General features: G+C 65.4%; 13 protein-coding genes. 10 read left to right on the top strand and 3 right to left on the bottom strand.

Annotation, left to right across the window (positions count from 1 at the left end; translation table 11 throughout):
- The first annotated feature begins 138 nt into the window (after positions 1-138).
- From QW887_RS01975 to QW887_RS01955, 5 genes are all read left to right on the top strand, one after another.
- Complete coding sequence (locus tag QW887_RS01975; protein WP_316188398.1) at positions 139-1824, top strand: amidohydrolase; 1686 nt, start codon at positions 139-141, stop codon at positions 1822-1824.
- A 79-nt stretch (positions 1825-1903) separates the two neighbouring features.
- Entirely contained in the window at positions 1904-3400 is a 1497-nt protein-coding gene (locus tag QW887_RS01970; RefSeq protein WP_315749935.1) for an amidase, read from the top strand.
- A 95-nt stretch (positions 3401-3495) separates the two neighbouring features.
- Positions 3496-4296, top strand: a complete 801-nt coding sequence (locus QW887_RS01965; RefSeq protein ID WP_316173832.1) for a hypothetical protein — start codon at positions 3496-3498, stop codon at positions 4294-4296.
- Positions 4297-4543: 247 nt separating this feature from the next.
- Positions 4544-6355: an amidohydrolase gene (locus tag QW887_RS01960; protein WP_316173834.1), complete on the top strand. Its 1812-nt coding sequence runs from the start codon at positions 4544-4546 to the stop codon at positions 6353-6355.
- Between the two features lie 72 nt (positions 6356-6427).
- Positions 6428-7933: an MFS transporter gene (locus QW887_RS01955; RefSeq protein WP_316173836.1), complete on the top strand. Its 1506-nt coding sequence runs from the start codon at positions 6428-6430 to the stop codon at positions 7931-7933.
- A 14-nt stretch (positions 7934-7947) separates the two neighbouring features.
- On the opposite strand, the gene QW887_RS01950 is transcribed toward QW887_RS01955, so the two are convergent.
- On the bottom strand, positions 7948-8766 hold the full coding sequence (locus QW887_RS01950; protein WP_315749930.1) for an LssY C-terminal domain-containing protein: 819 nt from the start codon (positions 8764-8766) through the stop codon (positions 7948-7950).
- Between the two features lie 199 nt (positions 8767-8965).
- Positions 8966-9253 (bottom strand): hypothetical protein, encoded by a 288-nt coding sequence (locus QW887_RS01945; RefSeq protein WP_409998620.1) that lies wholly within the window; start codon positions 9251-9253, stop codon positions 8966-8968.
- 270 nt (positions 9254-9523) lie between these two features.
- Here QW887_RS01945 and QW887_RS01940 point away from each other — a divergent pair, with 270 nt between their 5' ends.
- From QW887_RS01940 to QW887_RS01920, 5 genes are all read left to right on the top strand, one after another.
- The gene (locus QW887_RS01940; RefSeq protein WP_316173837.1) at positions 9524-10249 is read left to right on the top strand and encodes a sulfite exporter TauE/SafE family protein; all 726 of its coding nucleotides are present in this window, start codon (positions 9524-9526) and stop codon (positions 10247-10249) included.
- Positions 10250-10268: 19 nt separating this feature from the next.
- Positions 10269-11759 (top strand): DNA repair protein RadA, encoded by a 1491-nt coding sequence (gene radA / locus QW887_RS01935; protein ID WP_316173838.1) that lies wholly within the window; start codon positions 10269-10271, stop codon positions 11757-11759.
- A 174-nt stretch (positions 11760-11933) separates the two neighbouring features.
- Positions 11934-12560 (top strand): CvpA family protein, encoded by a 627-nt coding sequence (locus QW887_RS01930; protein WP_315712460.1) that lies wholly within the window; start codon positions 11934-11936, stop codon positions 12558-12560.
- 23 nt (positions 12561-12583) lie between these two features.
- Positions 12584-14116 carry an amidophosphoribosyltransferase gene (purF, locus tag QW887_RS01925; RefSeq protein WP_315712462.1) on the top strand — a complete coding sequence of 511 codons (1533 nt, stop codon included), beginning with the start codon at positions 12584-12586 and terminating at the stop codon, positions 14114-14116.
- 282 nt (positions 14117-14398) lie between these two features.
- Positions 14399-15142, top strand: coding sequence for an SDR family NAD(P)-dependent oxidoreductase (locus QW887_RS01920; RefSeq protein WP_316164687.1), 744 nt, complete (start codon positions 14399-14401; stop codon positions 15140-15142).
- 42 nt (positions 15143-15184) lie between these two features.
- Here QW887_RS01920 and QW887_RS01915 read toward each other — a convergent pair whose 3' ends face one another.
- Positions 15185-15574, bottom strand: coding sequence for a 4Fe-4S binding protein (locus tag QW887_RS01915; protein ID WP_315712465.1), 390 nt, complete (start codon positions 15572-15574; stop codon positions 15185-15187).
- Positions 15575-15582 lie beyond the last annotated feature (8 nt).

The following is a 15582-nucleotide window of genomic DNA, read 5'->3' as shown; positions in this document are numbered from 1 at the left end:
TGCATGTGCATCGCATGCAACTGGGCAAGGTTCCGTGGTTTGCTCCAGCTTGATTTTGGCTCCGTCAACGAGGCCGAGCCGTCACGACGCAGGCTCCTGCAGGCAGGCGCGGCGTTCGCCGCAGCCGGCGTTGCTTCGGTGTCCGCTCCGACGAACGCCGAGGCGCGAACCGGCGGCGGCAAGGCCGACATCGTGTTTCGCAACGGCCCGGTCTACACCGTGAACGGCGGCCGGGAATGGGCCCGCGCGGTCGCCGTCAAGCAAAAGCACATCGTCTATGTCGGCGATGACGCGGGCGTCCGGCCCTTCATCGGCCCGAAGACCCGCGTCGTCGATCTCGCCGGCAGGATGCTGCTGCCCGGCTTCGTGGAAGGACACATCCATCCGATAGCGGGCGCTGTCGTGACTCGGGGTGTCGATCTTCAATACGACACAAGGGAGGAGATGCTCGACGCCCTGAAGGCCTATCGCGCCAAGCTGGGCCAGGCCGGCATCGTCCGCGGCTTCGGCTGGCGCTATAACGCCTTTCCGCCGACCGGCCCTCGCAAGGAGGATCTCGATCAGATCTGGCCGGACACGCCCGTCTTTCTCGTCGGGATCGATGGCCATTCCGCCTGGGTCAATTCCAAGACGCTGGCGATTGCCAAGGTGACCAAGGCGACCAAGGATCCGTTGCCCGGCTACAGCTACTTCGAGCGGGACCCGGCCTCGGGAGAGCCGACCGGCTATCTGGTCGAGCCACCGGCGATGTTTCCGGTCCTCAACGCGATCTCGCCGTTCACGACCGGCTATATTGCGGACTCGCTCGCACAGTGGCTGCCGAAGGCGTCGGCCGCCGGCATCACCAGCGTGTTCGATGCCGGACTGCTCGTTCTGCCCGAGGAGACAGGCTACGAACTCTATCAGGATCTGGAGCGCAAAGGAAAACTGCCGTTCCGTGTGGTCGGATCGACCTACCACAACAATCCGGCGATCGACCCCGTGCCGATCGCGATGGCCCTGCGTCGACGCTTCAATTCCGAACTGGTGCAGGCGCCCGTTCTCAAGCTCAACATCGACGGCGGCGAAGCCCAACGGACCGCCGCATTGCTGGCCCCCTATAGCGACGATCCGAGCACGAGCGGCGAGACGCTGGTCCCGCCGGAGCAGTTCAAGGACATCATCCGCCGCGCCGACAGGGCGGGCCTCAATATTCACATCCATTCCTACGGTGATCGCGCCAACCGCCTGTCGCTGGACGCGTTCGAAGCCGCGATCAAGGCCAATCCGCCGCGCGATCGCCGGCACACGCTGGCGCATCTCATATTTGTTTCACCTGACGATCTGCCGCGCTTCGCCAAGCTCGGCGTCACCGCGCAGTTCTCCGCCCAATGGTCGGTGGCGGATGCCTATTGGCAGGGCGTGATGCGGCCGCGCGTCGGCGCGCGCGCCGAGCAGGCGTTTCGCACCGGCTCGATCCTGCGTCATGGCGCCAACATCTCGCTCGGCACCGATTGGCCGGCCGCCGGCTATTACAGCACCTACAAGCCGCTGGATGCGATCGAGATCGCGACCACGCGGCGGGAGTTGAACAAGCCGGATCAGCCGGCTTTGGTGCCGCTCGACGAGCGGATCAGCCTCGAAGAGGCGATCCGCGCCGCCACCATGGGCCCGGCCTATCAGCTCGGGCTCGACCAGAAGGTCGGTTCGATCGAGGTCGGCAAGCTCGCCGATCTGATCGTGCTTGAAAGAAACCTGTTCGAAGTCGCCCCGCACGACATCCACAACACAAAGGTGCTGATGACCGTCATGAACGGTCAGGTCAGGCACGAACAGCGAAGCTGACTCCGGCGACGTCTCGGACCGACACCTTCAGGACCACATCGACATACTCAGACCGATTCCCGGACATGCGGAGGCGTATATGATCAACAGAAGAATGCTCATCAAAGGCGCGGGAGCGGCGTTGGTCGCGTCCGAACTCGGTTTGCCGGCCGCGCGGGCCGAGTCTGCCGATCCGCTCTGCTACGCGTCGGTCGCCGATCTCATCGCCATGTTCCGGGCCCGCAAGGCGTCGCCGGTCGATCTCTTGAAGGCGCAGATCAAGCGGATCGAAGCCTACAACACGAAGGTCAATTGCATCACCTACGAGCATTTCGATCAGGCGCTCAAGGAGGCCAAGCTGTCCGAGGACCGCTATCGGCGCGGCAACCAGAGGCCGCTCGAAGGGATCACGGTAGCCATCAAGGACGAATTCTCCAGGCCGGGCTGGCGGACCACACAGGGCTCGCTCATCTACAAGGACTCGCCACCGGCAACGGAAAACTCGGCCATCACCGACTTGCTCGAGGCAGCCGGCGCCGTCATGCCGTTCCAGACGACCGTGCCGGAATTCTACCTCTTCCTCGGCGCGTCCACCCGCGCCTGGGGCACGACACGCAATCCATGGAATCTCGAATACTCTCCGGGCGGGTCGTCGGCGGGATCGGGCGCGGCGCTGGCCGCAGGCTTCACGACGCTCGCCATGGGCTCGGACATGGGCGGCTCGATCCGAATTCCCGCCTCGCAATGCGGTCTCTATGGCTTCAGGCCGCCGTTCGGACGCGTGGCCGGTGGGGAAATCCCGTTCGCGACCTCGGGCCCGATGGCGCGGCGCTTCGACGACCTCGTCCGCCTCCAGAACGCGATCGTCGGTCCGTCCGAGCGGATGATGGCCGCGATGCGCCCTCGCCTCGACTATCCCACCCGTTATCCGCGCCTTTCCGGGTGGCGCATCGCCGTGGATTGGGGCGCCGGCATTGCGGACGTCATACCGTCCGTGAAGGCTGCGATGCTGAGAGGCATCGAGGCTCTGCGCGCCGCGGGTTGCACGGTGGACGAAGTCGATTGCGGCTTCACGAAGGCCCACAAGATGGTCTTCATCCGCGGGCTGATGTCGACGTCCATCGGCACGGCGATCGAGATCTCGAATGCGCATCGCGATCAGCTCTCGCCCTACATGACCGAAATGCTCGACCAAGTCGGCCCGGTCGGACCGCGCCAGGCCGAAGAAGCCGAAGAGCTGCTGCAGCGGCTGCACCGCCAGGTCCAGCAGCGCGTGTTCGGCAAGGGGTACCGCATCCTGCTCATGCCGACCATGGCAACGCCTCTTGTCGGGGCCGACATGTTCAAGAGCAAGGAAAACAAGGTGGACCCGTGGGTAGGCACCGGTCTGGGCTTGGCGCTGACGTGGCACTGGAATCTGCTCAACCGCTATCCGGTCGTCGATGTCCCGCTCGGCTTGGTCGAGGACCGCATGCCCTCGGGCATGCAGGTGATCGGCCAGACCTACACCGATCTCGACACGTTCCAGTTCGCGTCCAACTGGTCTCGTCTCCGGCGGTCCCTGTTCGCGGGCGAGCGTTTTCCGACCTTCACGTGATGCAGCGGGGCCACACGGTGCGGGCGCGAGACAGTGGCTGCAAGAGCGGCGCTTCGACAGCGAGGTCGACAAGGACGCCGAGAGCCTTCCGACACGTGGTTCTGTTGCTCCTGATCTCGGCACTCTGCCATGACTCCGGCGCCCTGGCACAGCAGGCCAAGACGCCGTCGCTCGAAGATCTGGCCAAGGCGGCGCAGAACCCGATCGCGGACACGATCAGCGTCGGCCTTGAGAATATCGCCATGCCGAATACGGGCCCGTACCGGCAGACGGCCGACGTCTTCAAGATCGAGCCGGTCATCCCGTTCCAGCTCAATGCCGACTGGAATCTGGTGACGCGCACGACCATTCCCGGCATCGCCCAGATCCGCTTTTCCCCCGAGCAAGGCCGGATCGGCGGGGTCGGCGACATCAACCAGATCTTCGCGCTCACCCCGTCCCATTCGGGCGCCCTCATCTGGGGTGTCGGCCCGACCTTTTCCTATCCGTCGGCGACCGATCCCGCCCTCGGTTCGGGAAAATGGAGCGCAGGCCCGACCATTGTCGCGCTGACCATGCCGGGTCCATGGGTGCTCGGGGTGCTCGCCAACAACATCTGGTCGTTTGCAGGTCCGAGCGACCGCGCGCCGGTGAACCAGATGATGCTGCAGTACTTCGTGACCTACAACTTCTCCGACGGATCCTACATCAGCTCGAGTCCCATCATCACGGCGAACTGGCTCGCGAAGGGCAATGATCGCTGGGTCGTCCCGATCGGCGTCGGCGTGGGCAAGCTCTTCATGGTCGACAAGCAGCCGATCAATGCCGAGGTGGGCGCGTACTACAATCTGCTGAAGCCGGACCAGGCATCGCATTGGCAGTTTCGCGCCAGCCTGGCTTTCCTGTTTCCAAAATGACGCTGCTCGGAACGAGCGGCCTCCGTGGCCGTGAGCAGCAATCCGGTCTGCAATCCTGTCTGAAGGCATTCGATTTGAATTTTCACCATCAGCAAGCATCCAGAGCGTCAGTCTGCGTGCGCACGCTCGACGCCTTTGAGGCCGAGTTGATCGCGGTCAATCCTGGCGGCTGCGGAAGAACGTAGTTTAGCGTTCGATCAGGGAATGATGCGGCTCACACGGAACGCGGGTTTTTCGGAGCAGGACAATGTGCATCGCATGCGGCTCAGCCATCGGTTCGCTGTTCGCGGCGTCGAAGCCGGAGGGCGGCGGACTGACCCGTCGCCAGATTGTTGCAACAACGGCTGCCGCCGCAGCATTCGCGGCCGCGGGCTCGGCTCCGGCCTTTGCCGCCCCCAATCGCACGACCGTGTTTCGCGGCGGGCGCGTCTACACGGTGGAAGACTCGCAGCCCTGGGCGGCGGCCGTCGTCGTCAAGGGCGACAAGATCGTCTATGTCGGCGACGATGCCGGAGCGATGAAGTTTGCCGGACGGGGGGCTGAGGTCATCGACCTCAAGGGCCGCATGCTGATGCCGGGCTTCGTCGAGGCGCATTGGCATCTTTGCACTCTGGCATTTGCCCGCGGCGCCTGGGTCAACGAGGAAGATCCTGAGCGCATCTCCGAGATCCTGCGCGATTACGCCAAGACGCATTCCGACGAGAAGTTCATTCTCGGCTTCGGATGGATCGCGGGCGCGTTTCCCGCCTCGGGTCCCCGCAAGGAACCGCTGGACGCGATCTTCCCCGACCGGCCGGTCCTGCTCGTCAGTTGCGATCTGCACAGCTACTGGGTCAATTCCAAGCTGCTGGAGATGGCCGGCATCACGAGGGACACCCCACGCGACGTCGTGCCCGGCTCCTCCTGGTACGAAAAGGATCCCAATGGCGAGCCGACTGGCTTCATTTCGGAAGTACCCGCGCTGTTCGCGGTACTGAAGACGCTCGAAAAGCACGGCATCGAACCGTTCGGCCTCAAGTCGGCCGCCGCCGCCATCGAGGAATGGCAGCCCAAGCTCGCAGCCGCCGGCATCACCACCCTCTTCGATGCCGGCTTCAGCGCCTGGCCGACCGAGCAGCATCACGGTTTCGACATGCTGGTCGACCTCGAGAGCCGCGGCAAGCTGCTGCAACGCGTGATCGGCAGCCTCTATCACAACGACCCCAACGTCGATCCGCTGCCGATCATTCGGGCCTATCGGAAGCGCTATCGCACTCCGCTGGTCAAGGCCGAGGTGCTCAAGCTGATCGTCGATGGCACCGAGCTGAGCCGCACCGCCTATCTGCTGGATCCCTATGCCGGAAGGCAGGATTGGCGCGGCGAACCATTGTTGCCATCGCCCGTGTTGAATCGAATCCTGCGCGAAGCCCATGCGGAGGGAATCGATACGCACCTTCACGCCGTCGGCGACGCCGCAGTTCGCATGAGCCTGGATGGATACGAAGCCGCGTTCGGCAGGCAGGGCCCCGGCAACCGCCGCCATACCATCTGCCACGCGTTCCTCACCGCGCCCTCGGACATTGCGCGCTTCAGAAAGCTCGGCCTGATTGCGAACACCCAGATCCAGTGGGGCGTGCCGGATACGAGCCAGCGCCGCATCCGCGAGATCTACGGCGAAGAGCGCTGGAGCCGCATGTACAGCTTCAAGACGTTCATCGACCAAGGCGTCACGGTGTCGTTCGGAATGGATGCCCTGGCGACCGGCTCCAAGGTCGTGGTCAAGCCGCTCGAGGCGGTGCAGGCCGGCCATACGCGCCAGGAGCCCGGCAAGCCCGACGGCCTGGTCCATCCGCCCGCTGCCGAACGCCTGAGCCTGCCGCAGCTCATCCGAGGCTACACAATCAACGGAGCTTACCAGATGCGCATGGAGGATAAGATCGGCTCCATCAAGGTCGGGAAGCTGGCCGATCTGATCGTGCTGGAGAAGAACCTGTTCGATGTCGGGCCGCACGAGATCGGCAAGGTGAACGTTCAGCTGACGATGATGAACGGCCGGATCACGCATCGCGACAGACTCTGAACGGGAATGAGGACGGTGCACGAGATGGCGAATGCGCGGACTGAACAGAATCTTGCGCCGGCGGATTCGCCGATGTCGAAACGTAATCGCTGGCTCATTCTCCTGACCGTCTCCAGCGCGCTGGCGCTCGTCGTCATCGACATGACGGTGCTCTATACCGCGCTGCCCAGCCTGACCCATGAGCTCGGAGCAACCGCCTCGGAGAAATTGTGGATCGTCATGGCCTACGGGCTCGTCGTCGCCGGCCTGCTTCCAGGCTTCGGCTCGCTCGGCGATCGCGTCGGGCACAAGAGGACATTCGTCGCCGGCCTCATCGTCTTCGGACTGGCCTCGGTCGTCGCCGCCTATTCGCCGACCGCCACGATCCTGGTTGGCGGACGCGTCCTGCTCGCGATCGGCGCCGCGCTGATGATGCCGGCGACGCTGTCGATCATTCGCATCACCTTCTCCGATGACCACGAACGGGCGCTCGCCATCGCGATCTGGGGAGCCGTTGCGTCCAGCGGGGCGGCAGTCGGCCCCTTGGTCGGCGGTGTCCTGCTGGAATATTTCTGGTGGGGCTCGGTCTTTCTGATCAACGTGCCGCTCGTCGTCCTGGCGCTGGTCGCCGGCCTGCTGCTGATTCCTGCACCGGCCGATCGTGCTGAGCGCGACTGGGACCTCCTCGGTTCAGTGCAGGTGATGGCCGGGCTGATCGGCTTCGCCTACGTCGTCGAGGAGCTCGGCAGTCGCCAGTCTTCCTATGTCGTCCTTGCCGGCACGGCTGTCGCGACGGTCATCATGTTGACGGTGTTCGTACGCCGTCAATTGCGTCTCGAGGATCCTTTGCTCGACTTCACCCTGTTCCGAAACGTCGAGTTCACGCTCAGCGTGATCACCGCGATCGTGGCTTCGCTTGCCATTGCGGGGACGGAGCTCGCGATCAGCCAGCGCCTGCAACTCGTCCTCGGCTACTCGCCGCTGCAGGCGGCATTGTACATCCTGCCGGCCCCGCTCGGTGCATTCATCGGCGGGCCGCTCGCGAGCCTCATGCTCCGTCGCGTGGGAGCCGCCACCACGATGTCCGGCGCGCTGTTGATCGCCGGCATCGGCGCGGCCGGCTACCTGCTCTGCTACAACGCCAATCTGGCCCTGCAATTGGTCTGCATCGCGATCAACGGGCTCGGGCTCGGAGCATCCATTGCCGCCGCCTCCAACTCCGTGATGAATCACGCGCCTGAAGGCCGCGAAGGCATGGCCGCGTCGATCGAGGAGGTGTCGTTCGAGCTCGGCGGCACGATCGGCATCAGCATTTTCGGCAGCATCCTGTCCGGAGTCTATACGGCGTTCATGGTTCTGCCCGACGGCCTCGGCATTCCCGCCGTTGCGCGCGATAGCATCGACGAGGCGCTGATCGCCGCCGAGCGGCTGCCAACCGAACTCGCTGCCATCGTCACCTCGCACGCTCACCGCGCCTTCGATCAGGCGTTCCTGACGGTCGTCTGCGTGGCAATGGTCGTCCTGCTCGGCACCGCCTTCCTGGTCCGGCCCCGAGCAGAGCGAACGACATCGAAAGAGGCTCGTCAGCATATCCATTAGACAGACGACGGCAATCATGTGCCGTCGTCCGTGGTGGAGACCAACATGCTCGCCAACGCAATGTCACCGTCCGTCACGTAGTGATTGACCCGCTCAGGGAGGCTCTGACCAGCTTTGTACAGCTCCACGATCTCGATCGATCGTGTCCTGATCAGTTCGGCCATGATGTAGTCCCGCTCGGCGTTGACATCCGGGTCGGTGGCGTGCGTGACCTGAAACGTCAATCGAGTGAACGATAGGCCGGTGTCCTTCGTGCCGGCTCCGACCCACAGAGCGGATTCATCGACCGCCGGCCGATCGGCGTTGGACCAGAAATCGCCTGCATTCCAGGTTTGCTCTGCGTGTGCCAGGCCAACAGCCCAGAACCTGACGTGATGGCGCTGTCGCGGGCTGTTGCCGATGGCTTTCTGAAAGCCGATATCCTGGCCGCGTCCGAACAGATAGAGCGTGCTGAACGGAGCGGTGGGGTAAGGCGTATCGAGGACGAAGGCGCGGATCATGGCCCAAGAGCTCGTCAGGCCCAATCGGTCCGCTTCAGACCACCCCACCGCAGCAAAGCTTGCGCGAAGCTGTTGGAGCGTCCCGACCAGGGCGAGATTGACGGGGTCGCCGGGCAATCCATCACCCGTGATCGTGTAGCTGGGCACTCGCCGCTTCTGAAGAATCCTGAGACTCAACCGGATCACGCGTGGCAGAACGACATAGGCCGCGAACGCGTAGCTGACGCCGACTGCGACAATCCAGGGCAGCCTGCGGTTCGCGGTCTCGAACACCACGAAGACGATCAGCCAGACCGTGAAGATCCCCAGCCCGGCGACCAGCACGCGTTGCATGAGGCGTATGAGCAGTCGCACTGGATCGGTCCGGCGAAAGGAAGTGAACAGCAGTCGGTGTTTTCGGGAAGGTGTCCGATCTTCATCGCGATGGCAACACCGCACCTGGACGCATGAAACCGCCCGGTCGGCGGCGTTTCGACCAGCTCGTCTGCGTTGCTCGACATCCGCAGTCCAACGCAATCGGACTGCGCGGGGCTTACGCCGACAGCCGCTCGGCGTTGGCCGCGACATAATCCCGATAGAGATCGACGACCGCCGCCGGGCTGGCGCCGGCCATCAGCTTCGCCGTCGCCTCCAGGGCTGCGGCGAGCTTTTCGCTGACCATCAGCTCCGCCTCCTCGCCCGCATCGGCTTCGCCGCGCGCGAACTTTTCCAGCCGGAGCCGGATGACCTCGCCGGCTTCCATGGCCAGCATCGCGGCCGCGAACCAGGGGAACTCCGCCTCGGCGGTTGCCGTCATGGACGGCCGCATCTGCAAGGACATTGGCGTTTTGCTCATCGTCATCGTCCGAGAACATCGGCGGACGTGCGAGGAATACGCTTCAACTTTTAATGATGCGGACGCACAATCATCGCCGATTTCGAGTCGGCTCGAACCACCCGTTAACCACCTGGGCCCTGCTTCTCTCATCCGTCATTGCGAGGAGCGAAGCGGCGAAGCAATCCAGAGTCATGCGCGCGACTCTGGATTGATTCGCTTCGCTCGCAATGACGGGAGAGAGATCTTGCCCGCCGTCACGAAGGCGCGAAAATCTTGGGCTTCCTCTTCGTCCTCGCGGTCGGCCTCGTGGCCGGCACCTTGTCCGGCATCGTCGGCACCGGCTCGTCGATCATGCTGATGCCGGTGCTGGCCTACGAGTACGGCCCGAAGGAGGCCGTGCCGATCATGGCGGTCGCTGCGGTCATGGCGAACCTGTCGCGCATCCTGGCGTGGTGGCGCGAGGTCGACTGGCGCGCCTGCGCGGCCTATTCGGTCACCGGCATTCCGGCCGCCGCACTCGGCGCGCGCACCTTGCTGATCCTGCCGTCGCAGGCGGTCGATATCACGATCGGGCTGTTCCTGATGGCGATGGTGCCGGTACGGCATTGGCTGACGCGGCACGACCTCAAGGCCAACCTCTGGCATCTCGCGCTCGGCGGCGCGATCATCGGTTTCCTCACCGGCATCGTGGTCTCGACCGGACCGCTGAGCGTGCCGCTGTTCCTGTTCTATGGCCTGTCGAAAGGCGCCTTCCTCGCCACCGAGGCCGCGAGCTCGCTCGGGCTCTATGTCTCGAAATCCATCACCTTCCAGCGCTTCGGCGCGCTGACGCCGGACATTCTTCTCAAGGGCCTGATCGCCGGCGGCTCGCTGATGGCTGGCGCCTTCGTCGCCAAGCGCTTCGTGCTGCACATGAAGCCCGATCTGTTCCGCGTGGTGATGGATGGCATCATGCTGGCCGCGGGCCTAAGTATGTTATGGAACGCCACCCACTCCTGACCGCACCGATTCTCACCTCATGGCCAAGACCACGCTCTCCTTCGTCTGCCAGAACTGCGGCGCGGCTTATTCGCGCTGGCAGGGCAAGTGCGAGGCCTGCGGCGAGTGGAACACGCTGGCCGAGGAAGACACGACGGGCGCGACCTCCGCGCCGGTGTCGCTGCGCTCCAAGCGCAAGGGCCGCACCTTCCAGCTGGAATCGCTGACCGGCAAGAGCATCGACGCGCCGCGGCTGTCGTCGGGCATGACCGAACTCGACCGCGTCACCGGCGGCGGCTTCGTGCGCGGCTCGATCCTGCTGGTTGGCGGCGACCCGGGCATCGGCAAGTCGACGCTGTTGACCCAGACCACCGCGATGATGGCGCGTGCCGGCCATCGCGCCGTCTACATCTCGGGCGAGGAAGCCGTCGCCCAGGTGCGGCTGCGCGCCGAGCGGCTCGGGCTCGCGGATGCGCCGGTGCAACTGGCGGCCGAGACCTCGGTCGAGGACATCATCTCGACCCTGTCCGAAGGCACGGTGCCACGGCTGATCGTGATCGATTCGATCCAGACGATGTGGACCGACACCGTCGAATCGGCGCCGGGCACGGTGACGCAAGTGCGCGCCTCGGCGCAGAAGCTGATCAGGTTCGCCAAGAAATCCGGCGCCGCGATCATCCTGGTCGGCCACGTCACCAAGGACGGCCAGATCGCCGGGCCCCGCGTCGTCGAGCACATGGTCGACGCGGTGCTGTCGTTCGAGGGCGAGGGCTCGCAGCAGTTCCGCATCCTGCGCGCGGTCAAGAACCGGTTCGGCCCGACCGACGAGATCGGCGTGTTCGAAATGACCGGATTGGGTCTGCGCGAGGTCACCAACCCCTCCGAGCTGTTCCTGTCCGAGCGCGATCTCGGCAGCCCCGGCACGGCGGTCTTTGCCGGGATCGAGGGCACGCGCCCCGTGCTGGTCGAAATCCAGGCCCTGGTGGCGCCGACCTCGCTCGGCACGCCGCGCCGCGCCGTGGTCGGCTGGGATCCGAGCCGGCTGTCGATGGTGCTGGCCGTGCTGGAGGCGCATTGCGGCGTCAAGCTGTCGGGCCACGACGTCTATCTCAACGTCGCCGGCGGCCTGCGCATCAACGAGCCTGCGGCGGATCTCGCCGCGGCCGCGGCTCTGGTCTCCTCGCTGGTCAACGCTCCGCTGCCGCCCGATGCGGTCTATTTCGGCGAAATCTCGCTGTCGGGCGCGGTCCGACCGGTGGCACAGACCTCGGCTCGGCTGAAGGAGGCTGCCAAGCTCGGCTTCGGCCGCGTGGTACTGCCGGAGCGCGCCCGCGGCGAGGCCGGCGGCGACGCCGGGCTCAGCCTCAATACCGTCGGCGGATTGACCAGCCTGGTGGCCGACATCGCCGCGCGCGGCACGCCTCGTGCCCGACACGACAGCAGCCGCGAAGACGGCGACCAGGGCCGCCGCGGCCCCAGCCATGCCGAAAAAAATGCCACACCGGCGAGATTCCGCCGCCAGGACGGCTAGCCGGACCGTGACGTTCGCGTGACTCGCCGCTATACAACGCCGCAACCGGTCGCCCACACGGGATCGTGCAGCCGTCCGGACTTGCCGGGGAACCTCGCTGTCCTCCTCCCGGAGGGGCGGTCCTCCGTCGACTCGAAGCGAACCTTGGACCTGTGAAGCGGACCTGAGCAGCCGATGCCGATAACGATCCTCGATCTCATCCTGCTCGGCGTGATGCTGGTGTCGGGGCTGCTCGCGATGGTCCGGGGCTTCATGCGCGAGGTGCTGTCGATCGCAGCCTGGGGCGCGGCCGCCCTGGTCACGCTTTATTCATTCTCCAAGCTGCTGCCGACCGCCAAGACCTATTTCAACAACGATACCGTCGCGAGCGTGGTCGTCGTCGCCGGTACTTTCGTGGGCACCCTGCTGATCGTCTCGGTGATCACGGTCAAAATCTCCGACATGATTCTCGATTCGCGCATCGGCGCGCTCGACCGCACCCTCGGATTCCTGTTCGGACTGGGCCGCGGCCTGCTGATCGTGGTCGTCGCCTTCCTGTTCTTCAGCTGGCTGGTGCCGGACAAGCAGCGCCCGGACTGGGTCACCGGTGCCAAATCCCGCGTGGTCCTGCAGGGAACCGGGGATTGGCTGATGTCGCTCTTGCCTGATGATCCCGAGAACACCATTTTAAAGAAATTCAAGAAGAACAAGCCGGACGACGACCAGACTGACACCGAGTCGCCCGGAGCGGGCGGCGATGGGTATAGCAAGCCTGCCCGCGACAGCTTGAAGAAGCTGATCGAGAAACCCGCGGCCAAGTGAGCTCAGCCCAGAAGAGAGGCGCGATGGACCTGCACCACGATTCTTCCGGCGAAGCCCAAGCGGATACTCACGCGGATCTGGACTTCGGACCTCAAGCCTACCTCAGAGACCCAGACCTTGACGGAGACACGCTGCGCGAAGAGTGCGGCGTGTTCGGCATTTATGGGCACAATGACGCCGCCGCGATCACCGCGCTCGGCCTGCACGCGCTCCAGCATCGCGGCCAGGAAGCCGCCGGCATCGTCTCCTATGACGGCACGCGCTTCCACAGCGAGCGCCGCCTGGGCCTCGTCGGCGACACCTTCTCCCGCCGCGAGGTGATCGAGCGCCTGCCCGGCAACGCCGCGATCGGTCACGTGCGCTACGCGACCACCGGCGCCACGATCCTGCGCAACGTGCAGCCGCTGTTCGCCGAGCTCAATGCCGGCGGCTTCGCTGTCGGCCACAACGGCAACCTCACCAACGGGCTCACGCTCCGCCGCGAGCTGGTGCGCGCCGGCGCCATCATGCAGTCGACCACCGACACCGAGGTGATCCTGCATCTGGTCGCGCATTCCCGCCGCACCAATTTCATCGACCGCTTCATCGAGGCGCTGCGCGCGCTCGAAGGCGCCTACTCGCTGGTCTGCATGACCAACAAGAAGCTGATCGGCGCCCGCGATCCCCTCGGCATCCGCCCGCTGGTGTATGGCGAGCTCGAGGGCTGCCCGATCCTGGCCTCGGAGACCTGCGCGCTCGACATGATCGGCGCACGCTACATCCGCGACATCGAGCCGGGCGAGGTCGTGATCTTCGATGAAAACGGCGCCCACAGCCACAAGCCGTTCCCGCCGAAGCCGGCGCGTCCCTGCGTCTTCGAATACATCTACTTCGCCCGGCCCGACTCAGTGGTCGGCGGCCGCTCGGTCTACGAGGTCCGCAAGGCATTCGGCGCGCAGCTCGCGCGCGAGAGCCATCCCGACGTCGACGTCGTCGTGCCGGTGCCTGATTCCGGCGTGCCGGCGGCGATCGGCTACAGCCAGCATTCGGGCGTGCCGTTCGAGCTCGGCATCATCCGCAATCACTATGTCGGCCGCACCTTCATCCAGCCGACGCAGGCGATCCGCGAATCCGGCGTGCGCATGAAGCACTCGGCCAACCGCGCCGCGATCGAAGGCAAGCGCATCATCCTGATCGACGACTCGCTGGTGCGCGGCACCACCTCGCGCAAGATCGTGCGCATGATGCGCGACGCCGGCGCCACGGAGGTGCATTTCCGCCTCGCCTCACCGCCGATCCTCTACCCCGACTATTACGGCATCGACCTGCCGGACCGTGGCGGCCTCTTGGCGGCGACGCATTCGCTCGAGGAGATGCGCGAGCTGATCGGCGCCGACTCGCTGGCGTTCCTGTCGATCGACGGCATGTACCGCGCCATGGGCGAGCCGGCCCGCGACCCCGCCGCGCCGAAATACGCCGACCACTGCTTCACCGGCAGCTATCCGACCCACCTCACCGACCAGTCGCTGGTCGAGCCGACCCAGCAGCAATTGTCGCTCCTGGCGGAGGCGAGCTGAGGCTCTTTCCACATGGTGTCATTCTGGGGTGATGCGCAGCATCGAACCCGGAATCTCGAAATTGTTTTGTGCGCCTGACCTCTAGATTCCGGGTTCGAGGCCTAACGGCCTCGCCCCGGAACGACGGCGTTCGATCGGCCGTCGTCCCGGCACATGCCGGAGGCCCTGACCACCGGCCGTCGTTTGTCGGGCAGGACTAGCCACAGCCACCCAACTCCATCATAACCGCCGCGGAATATGGATCCCGGCGTTCGCCGGGACGACGGCTGAGAGACTATCGTGATGACCCTTCCCCTCGCCAATCGTATCGCCCTCGTCACCGGCGCCTCGCGCGGCATCGGCCATGCGACCGCCCGCGCGCTCGCGCGCGCCGGTGCGCATGTCGTCGCCGTCGCCCGCACCCAGGGCGGGCTGGAGGAACTCGACGACGAGATCCGGAAAGAGACCGGCAGCGGCGCCACCCTGGTGCCGCTCAGCATGACCGACAGCGACGGCATCGCCCGGCTCGGCGCCGCGCTGCATGAGCGCCATGGCAAGCTCGACATCCTCGTCGGCAATGCCGCCGTGCCCGGCCCCTCCTCACCGCTCGGCCATATCGACCTCAAGCCGTGGAACGACGTCGTCGCGGTCAACCTCACCGCCAACTTCCAGCTGATCCGCTGCATGGAGCCGCTGCTGAAGGCCTCCGACGCCGGCCGCGCGGTGTTCCTCACCTCAGGCGCCGCTCACAAGGCGCAGGCCTATCTCGGCCCCTACGCCGTCACCAAGGCGGCGCTGGAGACCCTGGCTCGGGTATGGGCGCACGAGACCGAGCGCACGCCGCTGCGCGTCAACCTGTTCAGCCCGGGCCCGATCCGCACCCGCATGCGCGCCACGGTGTTCCCAGGTGAAGACCCGATGACGCTCGAGACGCCCGAGCAGGTCGCCGAATTGATCGTGCCGATGTGCCTGCCGTCGTGGACCGAGACCGGCAAGCTCTACGAGTACAAGACCCGCGCGCTGAAGAGCTTTCAGCCACCGGCGTAGACTATCGCGTCGACGGCACCAGGGCGGTCGCAGGCTCCACTCCTACGTCGCGCTGTCACCCGCCGCGACCTCCACGAGATCGATGGCGCGCTCCGGGCAAGCCACCACGCACAGGCCGCAGGCAAGGCAGAGATAGCTCTTCGGCGTGTAGGCCGTCTTCATGCCGTGAAAGCGCACGCGCATCCTGCCGAGGAAGGACAGCGCTCGGAAATCGTCGCCGCTGATCGGCGCAACGTCGAACACGTTGTAGGGGCACACCTCGACGCAGTCGCCCTTGGCCTCGCATCGGTTGCGGTCGACGACCGGCACGAAGCTGCCCGGCTCGGCCTTGCAGCCGGCGCCCGGACGTTTCGGATGCTGCGCGGCCTTGCGCACCTTGGCAGCCTTGGTGCGCTTCGAGAGCGGTGGTGTCGGCTCGGTCTGGTCGGTCACGCTGTCGG

The organism is Bradyrhizobium sp. SZCCHNRI3052 (assembly GCF_032484895.1).
In the GTDB taxonomy this organism is placed as follows: domain Bacteria; phylum Pseudomonadota; class Alphaproteobacteria; order Rhizobiales; family Xanthobacteraceae; genus Bradyrhizobium.
This window is presented reverse-complemented; position numbering and strand designations above follow the sequence as displayed.